We start from the raw sequence: 22,221 nt of genomic DNA on the forward strand, positions 1-22,221 counted from the left end.
TGTCGACGGCCTCTGTATATGGTCGGTTCCGACAAGTTCTGGAGGAGAAGATCGTGTTCGAGCCGCTGGGGGTGGACGAACCCACCTTTGCGGTCTACCACGCCCTTCTCAGCCACCCAGACAGTACGCCCGAGCAGATAGCCGCGCTAGTAGATCTGCAGCTCGAAACCGTCCTCGAACTCATGGACAAGCTGCGGAAACTCGACCTCCTCGTGCCGACCTGGACCAATCCCGGTGGTGAGCACGCTGTCCACCCGCGGGTCGGGCTGACCGGCCTGGCCGAGCGTCGGCGCAGCGAACTGACAAGACAGCTCGGCGAGCTTCGTGAAGCCGAGGCCTCGGCCGAAGTCGTCTCGGAGCAATACAACGAGTTGCTCACCGCACGCACCAGCGGCGACGTCGAGGTGCTCAAGGGCAGAGCAAACGCGTCGCGCCGCATCGAGGAGATCGCTCAGAAGGCTCGGGAGACGTTCTGGGGCCTGGTGCCGACCCACATCGACGACAACATCCTCTCCGTCGAGGAGTCGCCGGACATGCCGCTGATCGAGCGCGGCATCAAGCTGCGGACGGTCTTCCTGCAGAGCATGACCGCCTCGAAGCAGGCGATGGAGTACGCCGCGGCCGTGCACAAGCTCGGCTGCGAGGTGAGAGCCACGCCGACGCTGCCGATGCGGCTCCTGCTCGTCGACAGCGAAATCGCCATCATGCCGATGGATCCGGAGAACCCCACAGCCGGCGCGGTCATCCACCGCAGTCCGGCCGTCGTTGCCGTCGCCTTGGCGCTCTTCGACGCCTATTGGTCGAAGGCCACCGACCTGTTCGCCCCAGAAGAACGCGGCGACGCCCCGCTCACGCCGCACGAGTCCGAAGTACTCCGGCTGCTCGCCGGTGGCGCGAAGGACGAACAGGTAGCGCGCCTCCTAGGCATCTCCCTCCGCACCGCCCGCCGCATCACCGCCAACCTCTCCGAACGCCTAGACGCCGCCAGCCGCTTCGAACTCGGAGTAGCCGCAGCCAAGCGCGGCTGGGTCTGACGGCGTTGTTCGACTCCTCGGGGCTCACGGAGGATCTGCTTGCGGTCTACCGGGCCTTACTGCAGCGGCCTGAGCTGGGGCGCGCCACGCGACTGGCGGAACTAGCTGCTGAGTTGGGGCGTACCCAGGACGAGACATCCCGCGATCTGCAGCGACTGCGGGACCTCGGATTCGTGGTGCCGAGCTGGATCGAGGGCGTCGAGTATCCCCTGGACCCCGCGCTCACCTTCGCTCGACTCGCAGCGGACCGGCAACAGGAGATCGACGCGCTGAGTCAGCAGCTCCGGTCGGATCAGCTCGCTGCCAGCAGGTTCACCGCCGACCTCGCGAACTTCATGGTGCAGCGAACGACACAAGACGTCGAAATCCTCGAGGGTCGTGAACTCGCCAACCAACGAATGCAGCGGTTCCGGCCGGAGAAATCGATGTGGGGACTAATTCAGGATGCGCCCATAGACAAGTGGAACCCCGACACCTTTGTTGACCGCCAGCACCTCGAACGCGGCATCGAGATGCGCTACATCTTCCCGGAGGCCTACTTCAAGCGACCTGGAGCGCCTCAGATCCTGGAATTCATCGTGGGTCTTGGCGGCAAGGTTCGAATCGCGCCGTCGGTTCCATTCCGGTTGATCATCTTCGACAACGACTCTGCGGTGATGGGCATCGACCCTGACGACAGCGCTGTCGGTGCCGCGGTCCATCACAGCCGTGCGGTCGTTCGGATGGCCAGGGAACTGCACTTGAGCTACTGGGACCGAGCTGTCGACCCGTTCAAGGAACAACGGCTAGCACTCGAAGGCGGGATCAGCGCTCAGGAACTGGAATTCCTTCGCCTTCTGGTGCATGGGGCAACGGATGAGCAGGTGGCTCGGAAGCTTGGGGTTTCCTTGCGGACTGTGCGGCGGATTGCGGCGAAGTTGAGTGAGCAGGTGGGGGCTTCGGGGCGGTTCGAGTTAGGGGTTCGGGCGGCGCAGCGGGGGTGGGTGGATTAGCCCCAGTCCCAGGCTCGGGACAAGCGGGTTGTTGGGCAGGACAAAGTGGTCTCCTCTTGTTGGGGAAGGGCGAGAGGAATTGGGTGCGCCGCCCTTGCCTCTCGGTATCGCAGTCAAACAGAGCGGGACTGCCCTGACAACGGAGTGCGATGGCCGGGGGAGGTCGTTGGCCGGGGGCGGCCAGGTCGACGCAGGACGGGTCCTTCCGGGCCCATCGCGATGCATCCGGCGGCGACTCCAGGCGCAACTCGATGGGTCGAACGCGAGGTGGCCACCACGGTTCAGGAGATGCGGCGGCCAGGCAGGTTCGCGCCTGGTTTGCCGGATGGCGCGGGCTTGTTCCAGCTGAGCGCCAGGTGCATGAGCTGAGCGACTGCCGCGACCCAATCCGCGGACAGCCGACGGCAACGCAGACAGCACGTCACGTACCCGTCCGCCCCAGACGCAGTCCGCTGCGGTAGGCGTTGCCCGCAGTACCTGCCCCCCACACCCCAACAACCAACTGCTCATACGGGCCCGGCAACCCGACGCGGCCATGGGCAGTCGGCGACCGAGCCGACAGCACGCCACGTGCCCGTCTACTCCAGACACAGTCCGCTGCGGTCGGCGCTGCCCGCAGTACCCAGCCGTACACCCCAGCAACCAACAGCTCACACAAGCACGGCAACCTGAGGCAGCCACAGACAGGTGCCGACGGCGCGGACAGCACGTCACGTGCCCCACTACTCCAGACACAGTCCGCTGCGGTAGGCGTTGCCCGCAGTACCCAGGCCCACGCCCCAGTAGCCAACAGCTCACACGAGCCCGGCAGCCTGAGGCGGCCGTGGGCAGTTGGCGACCGCGCGGACAAGCACGTCACGTGCCCCGCTACTCCAGACGCAGTCCGCTGCGGTAGGCGTTGCCCGCAGTACCCAGGCCCACACCCCAGCAGCCGACAGCTCACACGCGCCCGGCAGCCTGAGGCGGTCATGGGCAGGTGGCGGCGGCGCAGACAGCACCTCACGTGCCCCGGCTACTCCAGACGCAGTCCGCTGCGGTAGGCGTTGCCCGCAGTACCCGGGCCGGGGTGGGCTAGACGGTTTTTAGGGCGGCCAGGAGTTTGGTTAGGGAGTCTCGGGCGTCGCCGAAGAGGAGGGTGGTTCGGGGGTCGTAGAGGAGTTCGTTCTCGATGCCGGCGAAACCGGGGCGCATGGAGCGTTTGAGGAAGATGACTCGTTGGGCCTCGTCGGCGTTGAGGATGGGCATGCCGTAGATGGGGGCCGACGGGGTGTTGCGCGCGGCGGGGTTGACCACGTCGTTGGCGCCGACGACCAGTACGACGTCCGTGGTCTTGAAGTCGCCGTTGATGTCGTCCATCTCGCGGAGCTGCTCGTACGGGACCTGGGCCTCGGCGAGCAGGACGTTCATGTGGCCGGGCATCCGGCCCGCGACCGGGTGGATCGCGTAGTCGACCCGTACGCCGCGGCTCTGCAGCTCCTCGACCAGGTCGCGGAGGGTGTGCTGGGCCTGCGCGACCGCGAGACCGTACCCGGGCACGACGATCACCTTGCTCGCGTACCCGAGCAGGATCGCGACGTCCTCCGGTCCGCCCGAGATCACCGGCCGGTCGGACGCCGTACCGCCGCCGAGCGTGGACCCGCCGCGCACCGCGCCGAAGAGGATGTTGAACACGGACCGCCCCATCGCGTCCGCCATCAGCTTCGTCAGCAACGTGCCAGCCGCGCCGACGAGCGTGCCCGCCACCAGCAGCAGCGTGTTCTCCAGAACATAACCGCCCGCCGCGACCGTCAGACCGGTGAAGGCGTTCAGCAGCGAGATGACGATCGGTACGTCGGCACCGCCGACCGGCAGCACCAGCATCACGCCGATCGCGAGACCGAGCAGGCAGAGCAGTACGCCGACCCACACGCGCGGGTCCGACACCAGCCAGACCGCGAGCGCCACGCCACCCAGCAGCGAGGCGACGAACAGCACCGGCAGCCCCGGGAAGATCACCGGCCGGGTCGTCATCAGCTCCTGCAGCTTGGCGAACGTCACCACCGAACCCGAGAAGCTGATCGCGCCCACGAGGATCGTGAACGCCGTGGCGATCGCCGCGACCGTCGCGTCGGCCGGTACCTCGCCGAGCTCGAGCAGCGCGACCAGAGCCGCCGCGCCGCCGCCGACACCGTTGAACAAGGCAACGAGCTGTGGCATCTGCGTCATCTGCACCCGCCGCGAGCCGACCACACCGCCGACGGTGCCGATGATCAGCGCGACCAGGATCGGCGCGAGGTGGTCCGGCTTGTACGCCGCGAACGTGATGATCACCGCGAGCACCGCACCGGCGGCGCCGATCAGGTTGCCGGTCCGCGCGCTCCGCGGTGACGACAGCGCCTTCAGCGCGACGATGAAGCAGACCGCGGCGACCAGGTAACCGAGCTGGGCCCAGGTGGGGATCACTTCTGCAGCTCCTTCTTGCGAGCCCCCGGACCTTTGAACATCTCCAGCATCCGGTCGGTGACCACGAACCCGCCGACCATGTTCACGGTCGCGAGCACGACGGCCAGCAGCCCGACGATCATCACGAGCGTCGACTCGGTCTGTCCGGTGACGATGATGGCGCCGACCAGGATGACGCCGTGGATGGCGTTCGCCCCGGACATCAGCGGGGTGTGCAGCGTCGAGGAGACCTTGCTGATCACCTCGACGCCCACGAACGCCGCGAGTACGAAGATCGTCAGCAACGCTATGGACTCGGTCATATGGCCTGTCCCTTCAGGAGCTCGCGGGTGGGCTCGTGGAGCACGGTGCCGTCGTGGGTGACGCAGCAGCCGCGGACGATCTCGTCGTCGAAGTCGGGGTCGAAGGCGGCGTTCCGCGTCATCAACCGGATCAGGTTGGCGATGTTCTGCCCGTAGAGCCGCGACGCCGGGCCGGCCATCTGGGACGGCACGTTCGCCCCGCCCCAGACCAGCGCGTCGCCGATCACCAGCTCGGTCCCGGCGACGGATCCCTCGACGTTGCCGCCCTGCTCCGAGGCCAGGTCGACGACCACCGAGCCCGGCTTCATCTGCTCGACCATCGACCGGGAGACCAGCATCGGCGCGGTCCGGCCCGGTACGGCGGCCGTCGTGATCAAGGCGTCCGCCGCGGCGACGTACGGCGTGAGCAGTTCACGCTGCAGCTGCGCGCGTTCGGGGGTCATCTCGCGGGCGTACCCGCCCGGGCCGTCCAGGGTGCCGAGTTCGAGTTCGATCGGTACGGCGCCCATCGACGCGATCTCCTCCGCGGCGGCGGTGCGGACGTCGTACGCCTTGACCACGGCGCCGAGTCGTTTCGCGGTGGCAATCGCCTGCAGGCCCGCGACGCCCGCGCCGAGGACGAGGACCTGGGCCGGCGGGACGGTGCCGGCCGCGGTCATGTTCAGCGGGAAGAACCGCGGCAGCCGTTCGGCGGCGACGATCGCGGCCCGGTACCCGGCAACGAGCGCCTGCGAGGACAGCGCGTCCATCGACTGGGCCCGCGAGATCCGCGGGATCAGCTCCATCGCGAACGCCGTCAGCTTGGCCCGGGTTGCGGTCCGGACCACGTCTGGCGGGTTCGTCGGCAGGAACGACATCAGCGCCGTACCGGCGTGCAGCCGCTGCAGGCGTTCGCGTTCGAGCGGCTGCACCGACGCCACGATCGTCGCCGCGTGGTCGGCGCCCCAGGCCACCTCGGCGCCGGCGTCGCGGTACTGGTCGTCGGAGAACAGTGCGCGTTCGCCGGCGGCCGGCTCGACCGCGACCTCGTACCCGAGCTCGATCAGTTTCGCGACTTGTTCCGGCACCAGCGCGACCCGGCGCTCGGCCGGTCTGGTCTCCCGTACGACTGCGATCTTCACTCGCCGAAACCTATGCCAAACACTGGGTCGCCGGAAAGGTGGGTCAGGACTGGTTTGCGAGGTTCTGCAACAAGAGGGCCTCGGCGAGGCAGACCTTGCGGAACTCGGCGAGGTGCAGGCCCTCGTCGATGCCGTGTGCCCGGGTGTCCGGATCCTCGACGCCGGTGACCAGGATCGCGGCCTGCGGGAAGGTCTGCTGGAACTCGGCGATGAACGGGATCGACCCGCCCATGCCCATGTCCACCGGCTCGACACCCCAGGCTTCCTGGAACGCCGACCGGGCCGCCTCGTACCCGGCGCCGCGCGCGTTCACGCTGCAGGGCTGACCGGTCTGCCCTTCGGTGACGGTGACCTGCGCACCCCACGGTGCGTTGTCCTCGAGGTGCCGCTTCAGCGCCGCGCTCGCCTTGACGGCGTCGTCGCCGGGCGCCACCCGCAGGCTCACCTTGGCCCGCGCGACCGGCACCAGCGTGTTGCTCGCCTCCGCCACCGACGGCGCGTCGATGCCGACGATCGCGACCGCCGGCCGCGTCCACAGCCGGTCGACCAGCGAACCCGAGCCGGTCAGGCGCACCGAGTCGAGCACCGAGGACTCGGCGCGCAGCCGGTCCTCCGGGTACTCCACGTCCGCCGCCCGTGACGCGTGCAGGCCGTCGACCGCGACGTCGCCCTTCTCGTCGTGCAGGGTGGCGAGCAGCCGGCACAGCGCGGACAGCGCGTCCGGGATCGGGCCGCCGAAAAGGCCGGAATGTACCGCGTGGTCGAGGGTTCGCACCTCGACGTACGACTCCACCAGGCCGCGCAGCGACACCGTCAGCGCCGGCCGTCCGACCTCCCAGTTGCCGGAGTCCGCGATCACGATCGCGTCCGCGGCGAGCTCCTCGGAGTACTCGTCGAGCAGCTGCAGCAGGGTCGGCGAGCCGATCTCCTCCTCGCCCTCGACGAACACCGTCACGCCCACCGGAAGATCGTTGCCGAAGGCCCGTACGGCGGCCAGGTGCGCGGCGATCCCGGCCTTGTCGTCGGCCGCGCCCCGCCCGTACAGCCGGTCGCCGCGCTCGGTCGGCTCGAACGGGTCCGAGGTCCACTGCTCGACCGGCCCGGTCGGCTGGACGTCGTGGTGCGCGTACAGCAGGACGGTCGGCCGGCCCGCGGGTGCGGGCTTCTTCGCGATCACCGCCGGCGCGCCGTCGTTGACCCGGACGATCTTCGCGTCGAAACCCTCGGCCGTGAACAGCGCGGCGGTCGCCTCCGCGGAGCGCTGGACGTCGGCCGCGCGGGCCGGCTCGTAGCTGACCGACGGGATCCGGATGAGGTCCTCGAGGTCGGCACGGACACTGGGCAGAACGCGGTCGATCGCCGCGGACAGATCGGTCATGCGACAACCGTACGGCGTCCGTTCCCGGAGCCGACGCCCAGCCAACCCTCGCGCGTTACTCATTGCCGATTTACTCTGAAAATCTCGTAGGTTTTCGCCCACAACCGAAGAGGTCCACCATGGTCAAGCGCCCCCTTGCCATCGTTCTCACCGTCGTCGCGGCGGCCCTGACGGCTGCCACGCCCGCGCACGCGGCGATCAGTTGCGACACCTCGACCAGCGGCGGGTCGACGTTCTACGACGGGCCGTCGGCGTCCTACAAGTACGACGCCCGGTTCAGCAGCAGCGCGAGCATCCCCAACCTCGGCACCCACACCCCGCAGGGCGCCGGCACTTGGTACAACTGGGACGGCTCCGGCAAGAACCTGATCCTGATCGCGTCCTACCGCAGCGGCGCCGACTCGCAGATCTACGGCATCGACCCCGCCACCGGGTCGACGGTCGGCGTGGTGGCGATCGCGGAGTCGCACGTCGGCGGGATCACCGTCAGCAAGGGCTGGGCGTTCGTGTCCGGGCAGGGCAGCAGCATCCGCAAGTACCGGCTGACTGAACTGCGCGACGCCTTGAAGGCAGCCGGTACGCCGTACCTCGCACAGGTCGGTACCGCGCGGGATGTGGCGGGGTCGTCGTTCATGGGGAGCTACGGGGACTCGTTGTTCTCGGGGACGTTCAACGCCGACGGCCGCGGGACGATGTACGAGTACAAGATCGCCGCCGACGGCACGCTGACCACGGTGGCGGGCGCGTGGGAAATCCCGACCAAGACGCAAGGGCTGACGGTCACCGCGAACCACTTCATCTACAGCACGTCGTACGGGCGGACGAACCGCAGCAACATCTACGTGGTGAAGCGCGGCCAGAAGGACCTGGACGCCGCCGCACTGAGTTGCTTCCGCGCGCCGAGCATGACCGAGGGCATCACGGAGTACAACGGGACGGCGTACCTGGTCTACGAGTCCGGCTCCCACCTGTACGCGTCGGACCCGACCACGCTCAACGTCATCCCGCGCATGCACAAGGCCAGCATCTCGTCGCTGACGTCGCTGGTGCCCTAGGAGTAGCGAGCCGAGTCCAGCACGGTCTGGCGCCGTGTCGGGTTGTCGTCACGCACCTGCACCCGCAGCAGGCGCGTGGCGTCCACCCGCTTGTACTGCTCCAGGACGGTCGGCACGTTGTCGCAGCTGTATCTGAAGGTGACGGTGTTCTCGGACGTCTCCGGGTCGCCGAGGGTGCACCCATCCGGAGGAGTGGCGCTCGTCGGTAGTTCAGTGGCGTTCACGAGGCCTAGGAAGACACCCTCGGTCTCCGGGTCGGTCCGCCAGGTCGCCGCGTTCTCACTGACCAGCAGCGAGTCCTCAGAGGTCGCCTGCTGGCCCCACTGTCGTGGAACCTCTACGGACAGACCTCCACTCTCCACTGTCACTGGACGGGTGAGGACGTACTGGTAGCCGCCGTAGCCGCCTCCTGCTGCCAGGACGATGGCTGCCAGGGCTGTGAGGACTCCGGCGCGGCGGCGCTTCGGCTTCACGGCAACTGTGGACTGCTCCGCGCCGGCCAAGGCGGTCGCCTGGTCGACGGGGCCGGTCGGGGCCGGCGGGGTGGGCATCTCGGCGGCCGGTACCAGCCTGGCCGGTACCTTGCCCGTGGAGTGCGCCTCGCGCAGGGCGTTGAGGAAGCTGTCCAGGTCCGGCCAGCGCTGCTCGCGGTCCGGCTCGAGCGCACGCCGTACGACGACATCGATCGCGTCCGGCACGTCTTCGCGCAGCGTGGTCATGGAGGGCGGCGGCGCGTCGATCTGCATCACCGCGCCGAGGCTGACCACCCCGTGCGGCGCCTGGCCGGTGAAGGCGGCGTACGCGACCGCGCCGAGCGAGTACAGGTCGGCGCGGTGGTCCAGCCGCTCGCCCATCACCTGCTCCGGAGCGACGTACGCCGGGGTGCCGCCGGGCATCGTGATCCGGGAGACCTCGGCGAGCGACTTGCCCAGGCCGAGGTCGGACAGCATCGCCCGGTCGCCGGCCGGATCGGTGCGGAACAGGACGTTGGCCGGCTTCACGTCGCGGTGCAGGACGCCGCGGGCGTGCAGGTGCTTCAGGCCCCGGCCGACCTGGGTGATGATCCGGACCGCCTCGCCGAACTCGAGCGGCCCCGCCTTGATCCGGTCGGCGAGCGTGCCGCCGTCGGCATAGGTGAGGACCATGAACGGGCGGCCGTCGTCGGCCTCGCCGATGTCGTGCACGCCGACGACGTACAGCGAGTCGACCCGGCGCAGGAACCGTCCCTCCGCCAGGAACCGGCGCCGGACGTCCTCGTCCTCGACCCAGTTCTCGGACAGGATCTTGACCGCGACCTCGGCGTCCAGCTGCTCGTCCCGCGCCAGCCAGACGGTCGCGAAACCACCGGCACCCACCCGGCGGACCAGGGAGTACCGGCCGATCCGGGGTGGCTGGTCCATGGCGTAATTATGCTTGATCCGTTCTGCGACTCGTTCGCTGGAGTGAACAAAGCGGTGGCGTACGACGTCACACGGACAGATTCACCGGTGACGAGAGGGGGCTGCCGTGCAGCACATCAACAGGCGGCTGGTGATCACGGTCAGCGTGATCGCGGTCGCGGCTGTCGCGGTCGGCGGCGCGTTCGCGTACCGCATCGGGCCCGCCGAGGCCGACGGCAGCGCGGCGCCGCTCACCGGCACTCCCACGCCCACGCCGACGCCCACCACGACCCCGACCCCCAACCGCACGCCGGTCACCAGCGGGACGCCCTCGGTCAGGCCATCGGCCACCTCGCCCACCCCGACCAGGAAGCCACCTGCCACCACGGCGACGGTCAGCGGCCCGACCAAGGTGGACGTGGCCGTCAGCAAGCTCTCCGAGGGCCGTGAACCCCAGGTCCCCTACCTCGTCGACCGGGAGATCCGCGGCGGCTCCGGTGACGTCGTCAAGCTCCCGGGCACCGGCGGCGTGATCGCGGTCGGCCGCCTCGGCGAGGGCGCGCTGGCGATCGTCCAGGACGGCAACGACGGCACCGTGCTGCTGAAGACGCAGTACGACCAGGTGGTCCGCCGTACGCCCGGTGTGACGTCGCTGGTGACGACTCGCGACCAGTCGGCGGCGGCCTACGCCGCGGCGCGCATCAGCTCGCTGGGTGCGGCCGTCAAGGGCGGGACCGTGTACGCCGAGACCACGTCCTCGGTCAGGTCGTTGAAGCTTCCGGACAGCTGGAACCTGCAAGTACTGGCGTTTGCCGACGGCAAGGTCTACTTCCGGTCCGCGAGCACCCAGGACGGCCCGTGGTCGCTCTACTCGTGGTCACCAGGCGCCTCGGCAGCCGTCAAGGTTAAGAGTGTGGTCTCACCGACCGCCGTGTCCGCCAACGGCCGGGTCGCCGCGTCGATGCAGACGCTGAACGACGCCGGCAGCTGTTCCAGCGTCGTCGAGGTCGGCAGTGGCCGTCAGTTGTTCCGGACCTGCGACAACATGGTGTCCGGGTTCACTCCCGACGGCGCCACGGCGGTCGGCGGATCGGCGTACGGCGACGGGTACTGCGACACGATCCAGGTCGCGCTCGAGGTCTCCACCGGCAAGCTGCTCCGCCAGTGGAAGGGCTGCTTCCACCAGTCGGTGGCCGAGGACGACCAGCACGTCCTCATCGTCGCCGTGGCCTCCGGTGGTGGCGGCGACCCGGGGACCAAGAGCGCCATCATCCGCTGCACGATCACGACCGGGGCCTGTGAGCTCGCCACCCCGATCAGCACCGACAAGGCGCTGCGGATCGGCACCTGACCCGCAAGACCGAGACCGACCACGAGACTTGGAGGAGATTCGTCGATGCGAGCGCAGAACGGCCGCTTGATCGCCCTCGTCGCGGCTGTCGCCGTAGCCGCCATCGCCGGCGGTGGGGCGCTCGCGTACCGCCAGGGCCCGCCGGCCAGCGCCGACGGCTCGGCCGCGCCGCTCTCGACCTCCCCCTCGCAGACCGCGAGCAGGCCCACGACGCCGGGCCCGGTCAGGACGAAGGTCGACCTGAAGAAGCTGACGGGGGGACGCGCGCCGCAGGTCACGTACTTGAGCGGCCGGACGATCCGTGGCGGCGCCGGCGAGGATGTGATGGTCCCGGGCACCACGGACATCCAGGAGGTTGCTCGGGTCGGCAACTCGGCCCTCGCTGTGGTGACCAAGGGCTACGGCACCGAGATGCTGACTCTGGACAGCGCGGGCAACGTCATCCGCCGGACGCCCGACGTGACCCAGATCGTCACCACCGACGACGACAGAGCGGCGGCGTACGTCGCCACGCGGCTGAAGGACACCGGCGAGGAACTGCCCGACGTGACCGTCTACGCGGAGGACGGCGAGGTGCGGCAGGTCCAGAAGGTCACGGTGAAGGGCATCTGGAATGCCATGCCGCTCGCCTATCTCGACGGCAAGGTGTACTTCGCGGCCTCGAGGACGCAGGCCGGCGAATCGGTCCTGTACGAGTGGACGCCGGGCGAGGCGAAGCCGGTGCAGCTGAAGGCGATCCCGCAGCCGCTGGCGGTGTCGAGCGCCGGTACGGCGGGCTCGCTGACCGCGCTGAACGACCAGAGCAGCTGCAGCAGCCTCCTCACCGTGCCGAGCGGCAAGCGGCTGTGGCGCACCTGCGACTACCTGATCACCGGTTTCACGCCGGACGCCGCGACGGTCATCGCCGGACCGAAGTACCAGGACGGGTACGGTGACGGCATCGCGGGCGCGCTGGACGCGAAGACCGGCAAACTGCTGCACGAATGGACCGGCGTCTTCCGGCAGACCGTTCCCGAGGACGACCAGCACCTGTTGCTGCTCGCCGACGACGGTGACCAGACACCGGCGTCGATCATCCGCTGCACCATCACCACCGGCGCCTGCGAGCTGGCCACGCCACTCGCCAAGGGCCAGCTGCTGATCGGCGCCTGACGTGGTGTCTCCGTCGGCGCGGCCGGGCATCGGCCGCCTGGTGGCTGTCGTGGCGGCCACGGCCGCGGTCGCCGTCGCCGCCGGCGGGGCTGTCGCCTTCCGGCAGGGCCCCAGCTCCGAGTCGTCGAGTCACGTCGTACCCCTCGGCGGACCGCCGCCGAGCACGACACAGTCCGAGACCCCGGTGGCGGCCACCACCCCCAGCATCAAGCCCAAGCCCGCGCCCACGCTCAAGCCGACGCTCAAGCCGACGCCGAAAGCCACCCCCTCCAGCCCGACGCCGCCGAAGAAGACCCTCCCGTCGAAGACCCCCACGCCGACCGGTCCGATCGCGTTGGAGGCCGCCAAGCTGCCGCAGGGACAGGACCCCCAGCTGACCTATCGGTTCTGGCACACCGTGCGCGGGCCTGGGAAGCAACTGACGATTCCGGGCACCGGCAGCCTCGATGCCTTCGCTCGCCTGGGCAACGGCGTGTTCGCCATAGCCAGCGGCGGAGAACTGACCGAACTGGACGGCACCGGCGCGGTGTTACGCCGCGTCCCGCACGTCACCACGCTCGCGGGCCGCCCCGACGGCTCGGCCGTGGCGTACGCCGTCACGGCCCCGGTAGAGACCGGGGAGTACGGCGCCACGCTGTACTCCGACACCGGCGCGGCGGAGGAGTCCGTGAAGCTGCCCGACGTACGGAGCCTGCAGATCCTGGCCTACGCGAAGGACAAGGTCTACTACCAGGCCTCGACCCAGGACACGGAACCGAAGCTGTACTCCTGGACACCGGGCGCCGCGAAACCGGTTCGGCTGCCTGTTGCGGGCCAGCTGCTGGATGTGTCGCGTGATGGCCGGCTGGCGTCCTGGCTGCCCGCGGCGAACGTCGCCGACGGGTGCTCCACAGTGACCGAGATCGCGACCGGGAAGAAGCGCTTCGAGAGCTGCGACTTCACCATCAGCGGCTTCACTCCTGACGGAGCGGTCGCGATCGGCCGGCCGAGGTACGGCGACGGCTGCAGCAACGTCGTGACCGCACTCGACGCGCGGACGGGCAAGGTACTGCGGCAGTGGAGCGGCTGCTTCTACCGGGCCACGGCTGAGGACAACCGGCACCTTCTGATGGTGGCGGTCATTTCCGGCGGCGGCCAGGCACCGGTGACCAAGAGCACCGTTGTCCGCTGTGCGATCGACACCGGCGAGTGCGAACGGGCGACCGAGATCACCACTGCCAAGGACGTGGGCTTCACCAGCTGATCTGCTCTGAGCAGATGCTCCTTCGCCACAAGGGCTTTCGCGGCAGACTGCTGGCATGACGACCGTTGCGGTGCTGGCTGATGTTCATGGTGTGCTGCCTGCGCTGGAGGCTGTGCTGGGTGAGGCGGATGTGCAGGCGGCTGACCGGATCGTGCTGGCCGGGGACATCGCGAGTGGGCCGCAGCCGGTAGAGACCCTGGATGTGCTGACGGCGCTGGGCGACCGGGTGGTGTGGGTGCGCGGCAACGCGGACCGGGAGCTCGTGGAGATGGCTCGCGGGACGTACGACGCCCAGCCGCCGGACGCGGTGAGCCCGTGGGCCGCGGAGCAGCTACGGCCGGACCAGGTCGGGCTGCTCGCCGCACTGCCGACAACCGTGACGATCGGGGAGGTGCTGTTCTGCCACGCCACACCGCGTGACGACGAGGAGGTGGTGCTGGTCGACAGCCCCATCACCCGGTGGGCGCAGGTGTTCGAGGGGCTGCCGGACGAGGTCAGGACGGTGGTCTGCGGGCACACGCACATGCCCTTCGCGCGGCAGGTCGACCGGCGGCTCGTGGTCAACGCGGGCAGCGTCGGCATGCCGTACGGCGCTCCTGGTCCGAGCTGGGCACTGCTGAGCGCAGACGGCGTACAACTGCGGCGGGCACCGCTTGACGCGGCCAAGGCGGCGGACCGGATCCTGAGCGAGTCGTCGTACCCGGGCCGGGCGGACTGGGTCGCGGAGTACCTGCTCCACAACTACTCCGACACGAAGGCTCTGGAGGCTTTCAGGCCGCGCTCGGAGGCCTGAGCGGTTACCGTCAGGGGGTGTTCGCGCGCCGGCGGAAGCATTTCGGGACTCCGGCCGACAAGGCGACGTATGCGACCCTGCATACCGCCTCGTTGGCCAGTCCGCACCTGCGCGAGGGCCTGACACCAGCCGCGGCCGGCAAGGCCAGCCGCCACCTGCGGGACCTCCTGGGTACGGCGGCCATCGCGATCTGCGATTCCTCCGGCGTACTGGCCTGGGACGGCATCGGCGGCCCGTACGAGAGCAACCACCGCCGTGATGCCAAGGACCTCGCCGGCCCGACGCTCCGCTCCGGGCGCACCGCAGTACTAGGTGCGCACGACGTGGCCTGCGGCGACCCACAGTGCCCCATCCGTACGGCGGTGGTCGCGCCGATCGTCACCGAGGAGCGCGTGGTCGCCGTACTGCTCGCCTACAGCCACAACACGTCGGCAGCACTGGTCAGGGCCACCGAGGAGGTCGCCAGGTGGGTCTCCGGGCAGGTGGAGCTCGCGGAGCTCAACAAGGAGCGCACCCGCGCCATGGAGGCCGAGCTGCGGGCCCTGCGCGCCCAGATCAGCCCTCACTTCATCTACAACGCTCTCGCCGCCATCGCGTCGTTCGTACGCACAGACCCGGAGCGGGCGCGTGAACTGGTGCTGGAGTTCGCGGACTTCTCCAGGTACGCGCTACGGCGAGGCGGTGAGTTCACCACGCTGGCCGACGAGCTGCGCAACGTGGAGCGCTATCTGGTGCTGGAGCAGGCCAGGTTCGGCGACCGGCTGAAGGTGTCACTCCAGATCGCGCCTGAGGTGCTGCCGGTGGTCATCCCGTTCCTTGTGGTGCAGCCGCTGGTGGAGAACGCAGTACGGCACGGCCTGGAGGGTACGACGGGGGTCGGCAACATCACGATCCGCGCCCGCGACCGGATCAACGAGGCTGAGATCAGCGTGGAGGACGACGGCGCCGGCAGCGATCCGGAGGTGATCCGCGCGGCCCTGTCCGGCGAGTCCGGCAGCGACTCCGTCGGCCTCGGCAACGTCGACGCCCGGCTGCGGCAAGTGTACGGCGACACGTACGGCCTGGTCGTGGAGACCGCCGTGGACGCCGGGACCAAGGTGACTTTCCGCATCCCCAAATACTCCTCAGGGGTGCATGCCTCGCCGTAGTGTGACGCTATGGCCGACTCTCCCCTGCGCGCGCTGGTCGCGGACGACGAGGAGCCTGCGCTGGCCGAGCTGGTGTACCTGCTGAGCCAGGACCCCCGGATCGGCGAGATCCGCACGGCCTCGAACGGCCCGGACGCGCTGAAGATCCTGCAGGCGGCCGACCTGGACGTGGTGTTCTGCGACATCAAGATGCCGGGGCTGGACGGGATCGACCTGGCCCGGGTGCTGTCCAAGTTCGCCAGTCGGCCACAGATCGTGTTCGTCACGGCGTACGACGAGCACGCGGTGGCGGCGTTCGACCTGGAGGCGACCGACTACGTGATGAAGCCGGTCCGGCAGGAGCGGCTGGCGGAGGCGGTACGCCGGGTGGTCACACAGGGCGCCCCGACCGCGCTGCAGTCCCCGGAGGAGACAGAGGACGAGGTGATCGCCGTGGAGCTGGCCGGTGTCACCAGGTTCGTCCAGCGCTCCACGGTCCGGTACGTCGAGGCGCAAGGCGACTACGCGCGCCTGCACACCGGCCAGAACTCACACCTCGTCCGCATCCCGCTGAGCACGCTGGAGGAGCGCTGGCGGGACGCAGGCTTCACCCGGATCCACCGCAGCACCCTGGTCGCGCTGCAGCACGTGGACGAGATGCGAGTGGACGGCGGCCGCTGCTCGGTGCGGGTCGGTGACGACTGGCTCCCGGTCAGCCGCCGGCACACTCGCGAACTGCGCGACCTCCTGGTCCGGTCGACGTCCCTGCGATGAGCACTCCCGAGGGACCGCGCAGGGTCCGTGTCACCAGTCCCCGGACCAGCGCGGCCCGGCGTCCGATCATGCCGACGGGCACCCGGGAGATCGACGAGCAGACCCGGCTCGGACAGGTCTACATGCAGTCGCTCGTCCAGTCGCAGCTACGGCTCGGGCTGGCCGTCATCGGCAGCGTACTGCTGTTCCTCGGCAGCATCCCGCTGCTGTTCTGGCTGGTCCCGCCGGCCCGCACCCTGTCCTTCCTCGGCCTGCCGCTGCCGTGGGTGATCCTCGGCATCCTGGTGTACCCGGTGGTGTACGTCGCCGCGCGCATCTACGTCCGGAACGCCGAGCGGATCGAGGCGGAGTTCACCGAGTTCGTGGGGCGGCAGTAGCGATGTCGCCGGCGCTCAGCCTGACGGCGATCGGCGTGGTGGTCCTGGCGACGATCGGGATCGGCCTGTTCGGGCTGCGGATCTCGCGGACCACCAGCGACTTCTACGTCGCCAGCCGCGCGGTCACACCGCGCTGGAACGCCTCGGCGATCAGCGGTGAGTACCTGTCCGCCGCCTCCTTCCTCGGCGTCGCCGGGCTCGTGCTGGTCAACGGCGCCGACATGCTGTGGTTCTCGGTCGGCTACACGGTCGGCTACCTGATGCTGCTGGTGCTGGTCGCGGCTCCGCTGCGCCGGTCCGGTGCGTACACGTTGCCCGACTTCGCCGAGACCCGCTTCGAGTCGGCCGCCGTACGACGGATCTGCGCCGGGCTCGTGGTCGGTATCGGGACGCTCTACCTGCTCCCGCAACTGCAAGGGGCAGGGCTCGCGGTCCAGACCGTGACGGGCGCGCCGGCGCACGTGGGCGCGGCGGTCGTCGCGGTGATCGTGGTGATCAACGTCGCGGCGGGCGGGATGCGGTCGATCACGTTCGTGCAGGCGTTCCAGTACTGGCTCAAGCTGACCGCGCTGGCGATGCCGATCTTCGTCATCCTGATGCTGTGGAACCAACCGGTCGGCGTCCTCGACTCGCTGCAGGGCGCGGCCGCCGAATGGGCCGAGCCGATGTCGCGCGCCGGCGGGCGTGACCACCCGCTGTACGCGACGTACTCGTTGCTCCTGGCCCTTTGTTTCGGGACGATGGGGCTCCCGCACGTGCTGGTCCGCTTCTACACGAACCCGGACGGCCGGGCGGCACGTCGTACGACGGTGGTCGTGCTGGCGCTGCTCGGGGTGTTCTACCTCTTTCCGCCGATGTACGCGATCCTCGGGCGGACGTTCGCGCCGGACCTGGTGACCGAGGGCGGGGACACCGTTGTCCTGGAGCTGCCGGGGCGCGTTTTCCCTGGTACCACAGGGGATCTGCTCGGCGCGCTGGTCGCGGCCGGTGCGTTCGCCGCGTTCCTGTCGACGTCGTCGGGACTGACCGTCGCGATCGCCGGGGTCATCGACCAGGACCTGTTGCGGAGCCGGCTGCACCGGTGGAGCGGCGGTGACTACGTGGCGGTGAACAGCTTCCGGATCGCGTCACTGCTCGCGATGATCATCCCGTATCTGGCGTTCACGGCGACGGGTGCGCTGAGTCTCGCGGACACCGTCGGGCTCGCGTTCGCGCTCGCCGCGTCGACGTTCTGCCCGCTGCTGGTGCTGGGGATCTGGTGGCGGCGGATGTCGACGACCGGCGCGGCCGCCGGACTCGTCGTCGGCGGGATCGCGGCGAGCGCCGCCGCCCTGGTGAACGTGATCGGCGCACCGCAGGGCGGCTGGCCGCGGGCACTCATCGGCCAGCCGGCCGCGTGGTCGATGCCGCTCGCGTTCATCACGGTCATCGTGGTCTCCCGGCTCACCCCGCACCGCATCCCGGCCGGCACCGCCCGCAGCATGGTCCGCCTGCACACCCCCGAGGCCGTCAACGTGGATCGCGGACCTGGAGTACTCCACAATCGCCCGGCCGGCGTCTCCGCACGCCTGAGCGATGCCGACTGACGCGGATCGTGATGGCCTGGCGGTCGCCGTTCGTCGCGTGATTCCTACCGCTCGGCGCAGTTGAGTGATCCACCGAACGACTGGTGTGCTCCGCTGAGCGACCGGTGCACACGGGTGCTGTCGGCGCCCCCGTGACGCGAGCCACAGTACGAGGCAGCAACCCCCGCCGGCCTCGACACCCGCCCGGCTCGATCCCCTCCCTGGAGGCTCGCGATGAGTGATACACGCGATCGCGATCTGTCGACGTACCGAGACGTCCAGTTGTCACCGGACTTCTCCGAGCTGCGTCGCCGGTTCCGGCGCTTCGTGTTCCCGATGACCGCACTGTTCCTGGTCTGGTACTTCGTCTACGTCCTGCTCGCCGACTACGCGCACGGCTTCATGTCGCAGAAGATCGGCGGCAACATCAACGTGGCCCTGCTGCTCGGCCTCGGCCAGTTCGTGTCGACGTTCGCGATCACGATGATCTACGTCCGCTGGGCGGACCGCCGGGTCGACCCGGACGCCGAGAAGTTGCGTCACCAGATCGAGGGAGAGCCGCAGTGACCGCGCCGCTGATGTTGCCCATGGCAACCGACATCGGGAACCCGACCGTCAACATCCTGATCTTCGGGCTGTTCGTGGTGGCCACGCTGGCGATCGTGTTCAAGGCCTCCCGGAACAACAAGACCGCGGCCGACTTCTACGCCGGCGGCCGGTCGTTCACCGGTCCGCAGAACGGCGTCGCGATCGCCGGTGACTACCTGTCCGCCGCGTCGTTCCTCGGTATCGCCGGAGCGATCGCCCTGAACGGGTACGACGGCTTCCTGTACTCCATCGGCTTCCTGGTGGCGTGGCTCGTCGCGCTGCTGCTGGTCGCCGAACTCCTGCGGAACACCGGCCGGTTCACGATGGCCGACGTCCTCTCGTTCCGCCTCAAGCAGCGGCCGGTCCGGATGGCGGCCGCGATCTCGACCCTCGGCGTCTGCTTCTTCTACCTGCTGGCGCAGATGGCAGGCGCCGGGGGTCTCGTCGCCCTGCTGCTCGGTGTCTCGGACCGGGCCGGGCAGAGCATCGTGATCGCCGTGGTCGGCATCCTGATGATCACCTACGTGCTCGTCGGCGGCATGAAGGGCACCACCTGGGTGCAGATCGTCAAGGCGGTGCTGCTGGTCATCGGCGCCGGAATCATGACGCTCTGGGTGCTGGCGAAGTACACCTTCAACCTGTCCGGCTTGTTGGGCGCTGCCGTCGAGAACAGCCCGGCGGCCGGCGAGAAGCTGCTGAACCCGGGCCTGCAGTACGGCCTCACCGGTGTCACCAAGCTGGACTTCCTGTCGCTCGCGCTCGCGCTGGTGCTCGGCACCGCCGGTCTGCCGCACGTGCTGATGCGGTTCTACACCGTGCCGGACTCCAAGGAGGCGCGGCGCAGCGTCAGCTGGGCGATCTGGATCATCGGCATCTTCTACCTGTTCACGCTGGTCCTCGGGTACGGCGCCGCGGCCATCGTCGGGCCGGACGCGATCCGGGCCGCCCCCGGCAAGGCGAACTCGGCGGCCCCGCTGCTCGCGTTCGAACTCGGCGGCGAGATCCTGCTCGGCGTCATCTCGGCGGTCGCGTTCGCGACGATCCTCGCCGTGGTGGCCGGGCTCACGATCACCGCGAGTACGTCGTTCGCGCACGACATCTACGGCCAGATCATCAAGAAGGGCCAGATCAGCGGCGACGGCGAGGTCCGGGTGGCCCGCTACACCGCGGTCGTGATCGGCATCGTCGCGATCGTCGGCGGCATCTTCGCGAACGGCCAGAACATCGCGTTCCTGGTGGCGCTCGCGTTCGCGGTCGCGGCCAGCGCGAACCTGCCGACGATCCTGTACTCGCTGTTCTGGCGCCGCTTCAACACCCGCGGCGCACTGTGGAGCATCTACGGCGGCCTGGCCTCGACGATCATCCTGATCATCTTCAGCCCGGTCGTCTCCGGCAAGGTGGACAAGAAGACCGGCGCCAGCCTGTCGATGATCACCGACACCAACATCGACTTCCACTGGTTCCCGCTCGACAACCCCGGCATCGTCTCGATCCCGCTGGCCTTCTTCCTCGGCTGGCTCGGCACGGTCACCAGCAAGGAACAGGTCGACGTCGACCGCTTCGCCGAAATGGAAGTCCGCTCCCTCACCGGCGCGGGCGCCGAAAAGGCAGTCCACCACTGAACCTGTCAGGCAGGCCCTGCTGAATCCACGCGAACCTGCCTGACAGCCCCACCCCCGCCCCAAAGACGGACCCGGCCCCCTCCCGCCGGGTCCGTCTTCTGTTGCTGCCCCGAACGACGCGAAGAATGAGAAGAAGGAAGAGAGATTCAGAGGTGTGGCTGACTTGAATGGTCAGCCGAGCTGATCTGGGGAACATTTTCTTCCCTGCCCGGGAGAAAACCCTCCCCAGCCCGACCTCACCAGGTGGCGTGGTCGCCGAGTCGTGGACAAAGGTTCCGGGCCGGTTCGCCCAGTCGTGGGATGTGGCTGCCTGCGTGCTGCCAGAATCCACGACTCGACGAACCAGAGTTCCGACATCACGAGAAACCAGGTGGCTCCGCGCGAGGAAGGGGGCGCGCAGAGCGGCGGAAGCTTTTAGTTTTTGAATTTGAGGGTGGGCCAGAGTTTGTAGAAGGCGTCTCGGGAGTTGTTGCCGCGGGTTTCCTCCGCCGCGTGCAGGCGGCCGTAGGTGAAGGGGTTGCCGCCCTCGGCGTACACCTCCAGGGACAGTTGGCGCAGGAGGTCGCGGGAGATGACCGAGTCCTGGTGTTCGCCGAGGACCTCCTGGATCTCCTCGGCGCGCGCGGCCAGGTCGGCGGCCTCGTCGCCCAGGGCCGGTACGGCGGACTCCGCGGCGTACCGCAGGCGCTTGGCCGCCTTCCGGACCTCGTGCAGCTCGTGGTCCTGTTCCGCGGGAGTCTCGGCCTGCTGCGAACGGCGTACCGCCTTGCTCATCCGCTTGTAGTCGTGGTCGAGGAGCTCGCCGATCTGCTTGGCGGCCTTCCGGTCGTCGCCGGTGAGCGGCGGCTTCGCGACCAACTCGTCGAGCGCGTCGAGCAACCGGAAGTACCGCGGGCTCTCCAGCGCAGCGAGCGCCCCCGCGCGACCCTCCTTGTAGACCGCGCGCAGGTGGTCGTCGATGCGTCCGGCGACGCGGCCCATCACGAGTTCGACCGGCTGTTCGGCGACCTCGGCCGCGAAGTGCTCGCGCTGCACCTCGGCGTCGCGCGCGACGCCGAGCTCACCGGCGAGCCATTTCAGCTCGGCGCGGATCTCGTCACCGGCCGCGCGGTCGACCACCGGGCGGTACGTCGCCAGCGCCGACCGGAGCCGCCGCGTCGCGACCCGGAATTTGTGGATCGAGTCCGGCACGTCCCGCCGTACCTCGGGGTCGCGCTCGCGGATCGCCTGCACCTGCGCGCCGGCGTACGCGCGGAACAGGTCCGACGTCCGCGGCTTCTTCGGCAGCTCCCAGTCGTCGTACGACGGAACGCGGTCGCCGAGCGCCCTGGCCAGCTTGCTCGGGCCGCTCGCGGGGCGCGCGCCCGCGGACTTCAGCAGCTCGTCCGCGTCCTCCAGCAGCAGGCCGTCGCCGCCGACGAGCTCGACCTCCCACTCGCGCCAGGTCTCCGGTTCGCTGCCCTCGACCGTCGCGGTCACGTGGTCGTCGGCCAGCTCGGCCAGCACGTCACCGGCCTCGTCGAGGAGCCGGTGGACGACGCGCCGGGTCTGCAGGGTCACGACCGGCGTCAGCGGATGATCGCGGACGTGCACCCGGACCGACCGGACCACAGCGACCGGCACGCCGCGGGTCGAACGCCCGAGCGGATGCCGGACCTCGAGCCGCTCGCCGGACGACACCGGGAACTTCACGTGCCAGCCGTCGTCCTCGCCACCGGTGCGGCGCCGCAACGTCACCTTGTGCGCGGCCAGGTCGAGGTCGGCGGTGTCGTAGTACACGGCCTCCAGGTCGTGCTCGACCGGTTGGGCGACCCGCGCGACGCCGGGCAGTTCGTGCAGCGCCGGCAGGACCACGCTGTCGTCGACGTCGTACTTCGTCTCGATCTCGAGCTGCTCAGTCGGAGGCATGCCCCTTGTTTACCAGGC

General features: G+C 69.3%; 19 protein-coding genes. 13 read left to right on the top strand and 6 right to left on the bottom strand.

The window, feature by feature from the left end; translation table 11 throughout:
- Positions 1-53 precede the first annotated feature (53 nt).
- Both ABN611_RS08970 and ABN611_RS08975 read left to right on the top strand, forming a co-directional pair.
- Positions 54-1,034 carry a helix-turn-helix transcriptional regulator gene (locus tag ABN611_RS08970; protein ID WP_350279342.1) on the top strand — a complete coding sequence of 327 codons (981 nt, stop codon included), beginning with the start codon at positions 54-56 and terminating at the stop codon, positions 1,032-1,034.
- A 5-nt stretch (positions 1,035-1,039) separates the two neighbouring features.
- Positions 1,040-2,026, top strand: a complete 987-nt coding sequence (locus tag ABN611_RS08975; protein WP_350279343.1) for a helix-turn-helix transcriptional regulator — start codon at positions 1,040-1,042, stop codon at positions 2,024-2,026.
- 1,071 nt (positions 2,027-3,097) lie between these two features.
- Here the strand turns inward: ABN611_RS08975 and ABN611_RS08980 are convergent.
- Genes ABN611_RS08980 through ABN611_RS08995 form a run of 4 tightly spaced genes read right to left on the bottom strand, consistent with a single transcriptional unit; the run spans position 3,098 to position 7,269 of the window.
- On the bottom strand, positions 3,098-4,468 hold the full coding sequence (locus ABN611_RS08980) for an NAD(P)(+) transhydrogenase (Re/Si-specific) subunit beta (RefSeq protein WP_350279344.1): 1,371 nt from the start codon (positions 4,466-4,468) through the stop codon (positions 3,098-3,100).
- Positions 4,465-4,770 carry an NAD(P) transhydrogenase subunit alpha gene (locus ABN611_RS08985; RefSeq protein ID WP_350279345.1) on the bottom strand — a complete coding sequence of 102 codons (306 nt, stop codon included), beginning with the start codon at positions 4,768-4,770 and terminating at the stop codon, positions 4,465-4,467. The genes ABN611_RS08980 and ABN611_RS08985 overlap by 4 nt, the downstream gene beginning before the upstream one ends.
- Positions 4,767-5,891, bottom strand: coding sequence for an NAD(P) transhydrogenase subunit alpha (locus ABN611_RS08990; RefSeq protein WP_350279346.1), 1,125 nt, complete (start codon positions 5,889-5,891; stop codon positions 4,767-4,769). The genes ABN611_RS08985 and ABN611_RS08990 overlap by 4 nt, the downstream gene beginning before the upstream one ends.
- A gap of 43 nt (positions 5,892-5,934) precedes the next feature.
- A complete protein-coding gene (locus tag ABN611_RS08995) occupies positions 5,935-7,269 on the bottom strand; it encodes a dipeptidase (protein ID WP_350279347.1) in 1,335 nt (444 codons plus the stop codon).
- A 119-nt stretch (positions 7,270-7,388) separates the two neighbouring features.
- On the opposite strand from ABN611_RS08995, the gene ABN611_RS09000 reads away from it, so the two are divergent.
- Positions 7,389-8,324 (top strand): hypothetical protein, encoded by a 936-nt coding sequence (locus ABN611_RS09000; protein WP_350279348.1) that lies wholly within the window; start codon positions 7,389-7,391, stop codon positions 8,322-8,324.
- Here ABN611_RS09000 and ABN611_RS09005 read toward each other — a convergent pair.
- Positions 8,321-9,724, bottom strand: a complete 1,404-nt coding sequence (locus ABN611_RS09005; protein WP_350279349.1) for a serine/threonine-protein kinase — start codon at positions 9,722-9,724, stop codon at positions 8,321-8,323. The genes ABN611_RS09000 and ABN611_RS09005 overlap by 4 nt on opposite strands.
- Before the next feature lie 106 nt (positions 9,725-9,830).
- On the opposite strand from ABN611_RS09005, the gene ABN611_RS09010 reads away from it, so the two are divergent.
- The 10 genes from ABN611_RS09010 (at position 9,831) to ABN611_RS09055 (ending at position 20,295) form a co-directional block, all read left to right on the top strand.
- Entirely contained in the window at positions 9,831-11,054 is a 1,224-nt protein-coding gene (locus ABN611_RS09010) for a hypothetical protein (protein WP_350279350.1), read from the top strand.
- Between the two features lie 45 nt (positions 11,055-11,099).
- On the top strand, positions 11,100-12,206 hold the full coding sequence (locus ABN611_RS09015) for a hypothetical protein (protein WP_350279351.1): 1,107 nt from the start codon (positions 11,100-11,102) through the stop codon (positions 12,204-12,206).
- A gap of 4 nt (positions 12,207-12,210) precedes the next feature.
- The gene (locus tag ABN611_RS09020) at positions 12,211-13,449 is read left to right on the top strand and encodes a hypothetical protein (RefSeq protein ID WP_350279352.1); all 1,239 of its coding nucleotides are present in this window, start codon (positions 12,211-12,213) and stop codon (positions 13,447-13,449) included.
- A gap of 55 nt (positions 13,450-13,504) precedes the next feature.
- A complete protein-coding gene (locus ABN611_RS09025; RefSeq protein ID WP_350279353.1) occupies positions 13,505-14,242 on the top strand; it encodes a metallophosphoesterase family protein in 738 nt (245 codons plus the stop codon).
- A 17-nt stretch (positions 14,243-14,259) separates the two neighbouring features.
- A complete protein-coding gene (locus tag ABN611_RS09030) occupies positions 14,260-15,390 on the top strand; it encodes a histidine kinase (protein WP_350279354.1) in 1,131 nt (376 codons plus the stop codon).
- Between the two features lie 9 nt (positions 15,391-15,399).
- On the top strand, positions 15,400-16,143 hold the full coding sequence (locus tag ABN611_RS09035) for a LytTR family DNA-binding domain-containing protein (protein ID WP_350279355.1): 744 nt from the start codon (positions 15,400-15,402) through the stop codon (positions 16,141-16,143).
- Positions 16,144-16,211: 68 nt separating this feature from the next.
- Positions 16,212-16,520 carry a hypothetical protein gene (locus ABN611_RS09040; protein WP_350279356.1) on the top strand — a complete coding sequence of 103 codons (309 nt, stop codon included), beginning with the start codon at positions 16,212-16,214 and terminating at the stop codon, positions 16,518-16,520.
- 2 nt (positions 16,521-16,522) lie between these two features.
- Positions 16,523-18,106 (top strand): cation acetate symporter, encoded by a 1,584-nt coding sequence (locus ABN611_RS09045; protein WP_350279357.1) that lies wholly within the window; start codon positions 16,523-16,525, stop codon positions 18,104-18,106.
- Between the two features lie 213 nt (positions 18,107-18,319).
- Positions 18,320-18,652 carry a DUF485 domain-containing protein gene (locus tag ABN611_RS09050; RefSeq protein ID WP_350279358.1) on the top strand — a complete coding sequence of 111 codons (333 nt, stop codon included), beginning with the start codon at positions 18,320-18,322 and terminating at the stop codon, positions 18,650-18,652.
- A 20-nt stretch (positions 18,653-18,672) separates the two neighbouring features.
- The gene (locus tag ABN611_RS09055) at positions 18,673-20,295 is read left to right on the top strand and encodes a cation acetate symporter (protein ID WP_350279359.1); all 1,623 of its coding nucleotides are present in this window, start codon (positions 18,673-18,675) and stop codon (positions 20,293-20,295) included.
- A gap of 414 nt (positions 20,296-20,709) precedes the next feature.
- Here ABN611_RS09055 and ABN611_RS09060 read toward each other — a convergent pair whose 3' ends face one another.
- Positions 20,710-22,203, bottom strand: a complete 1,494-nt coding sequence (locus tag ABN611_RS09060) for a CYTH and CHAD domain-containing protein (protein WP_350279360.1) — start codon at positions 22,201-22,203, stop codon at positions 20,710-20,712.
- Positions 22,204-22,221: the final 18 nt, after the last annotated feature.

It is taken from the genome of Kribbella sp. HUAS MG21 (assembly GCF_040254265.1).
Lineage (GTDB): Bacteria > Actinomycetota > Actinomycetes > Propionibacteriales > Kribbellaceae > Kribbella.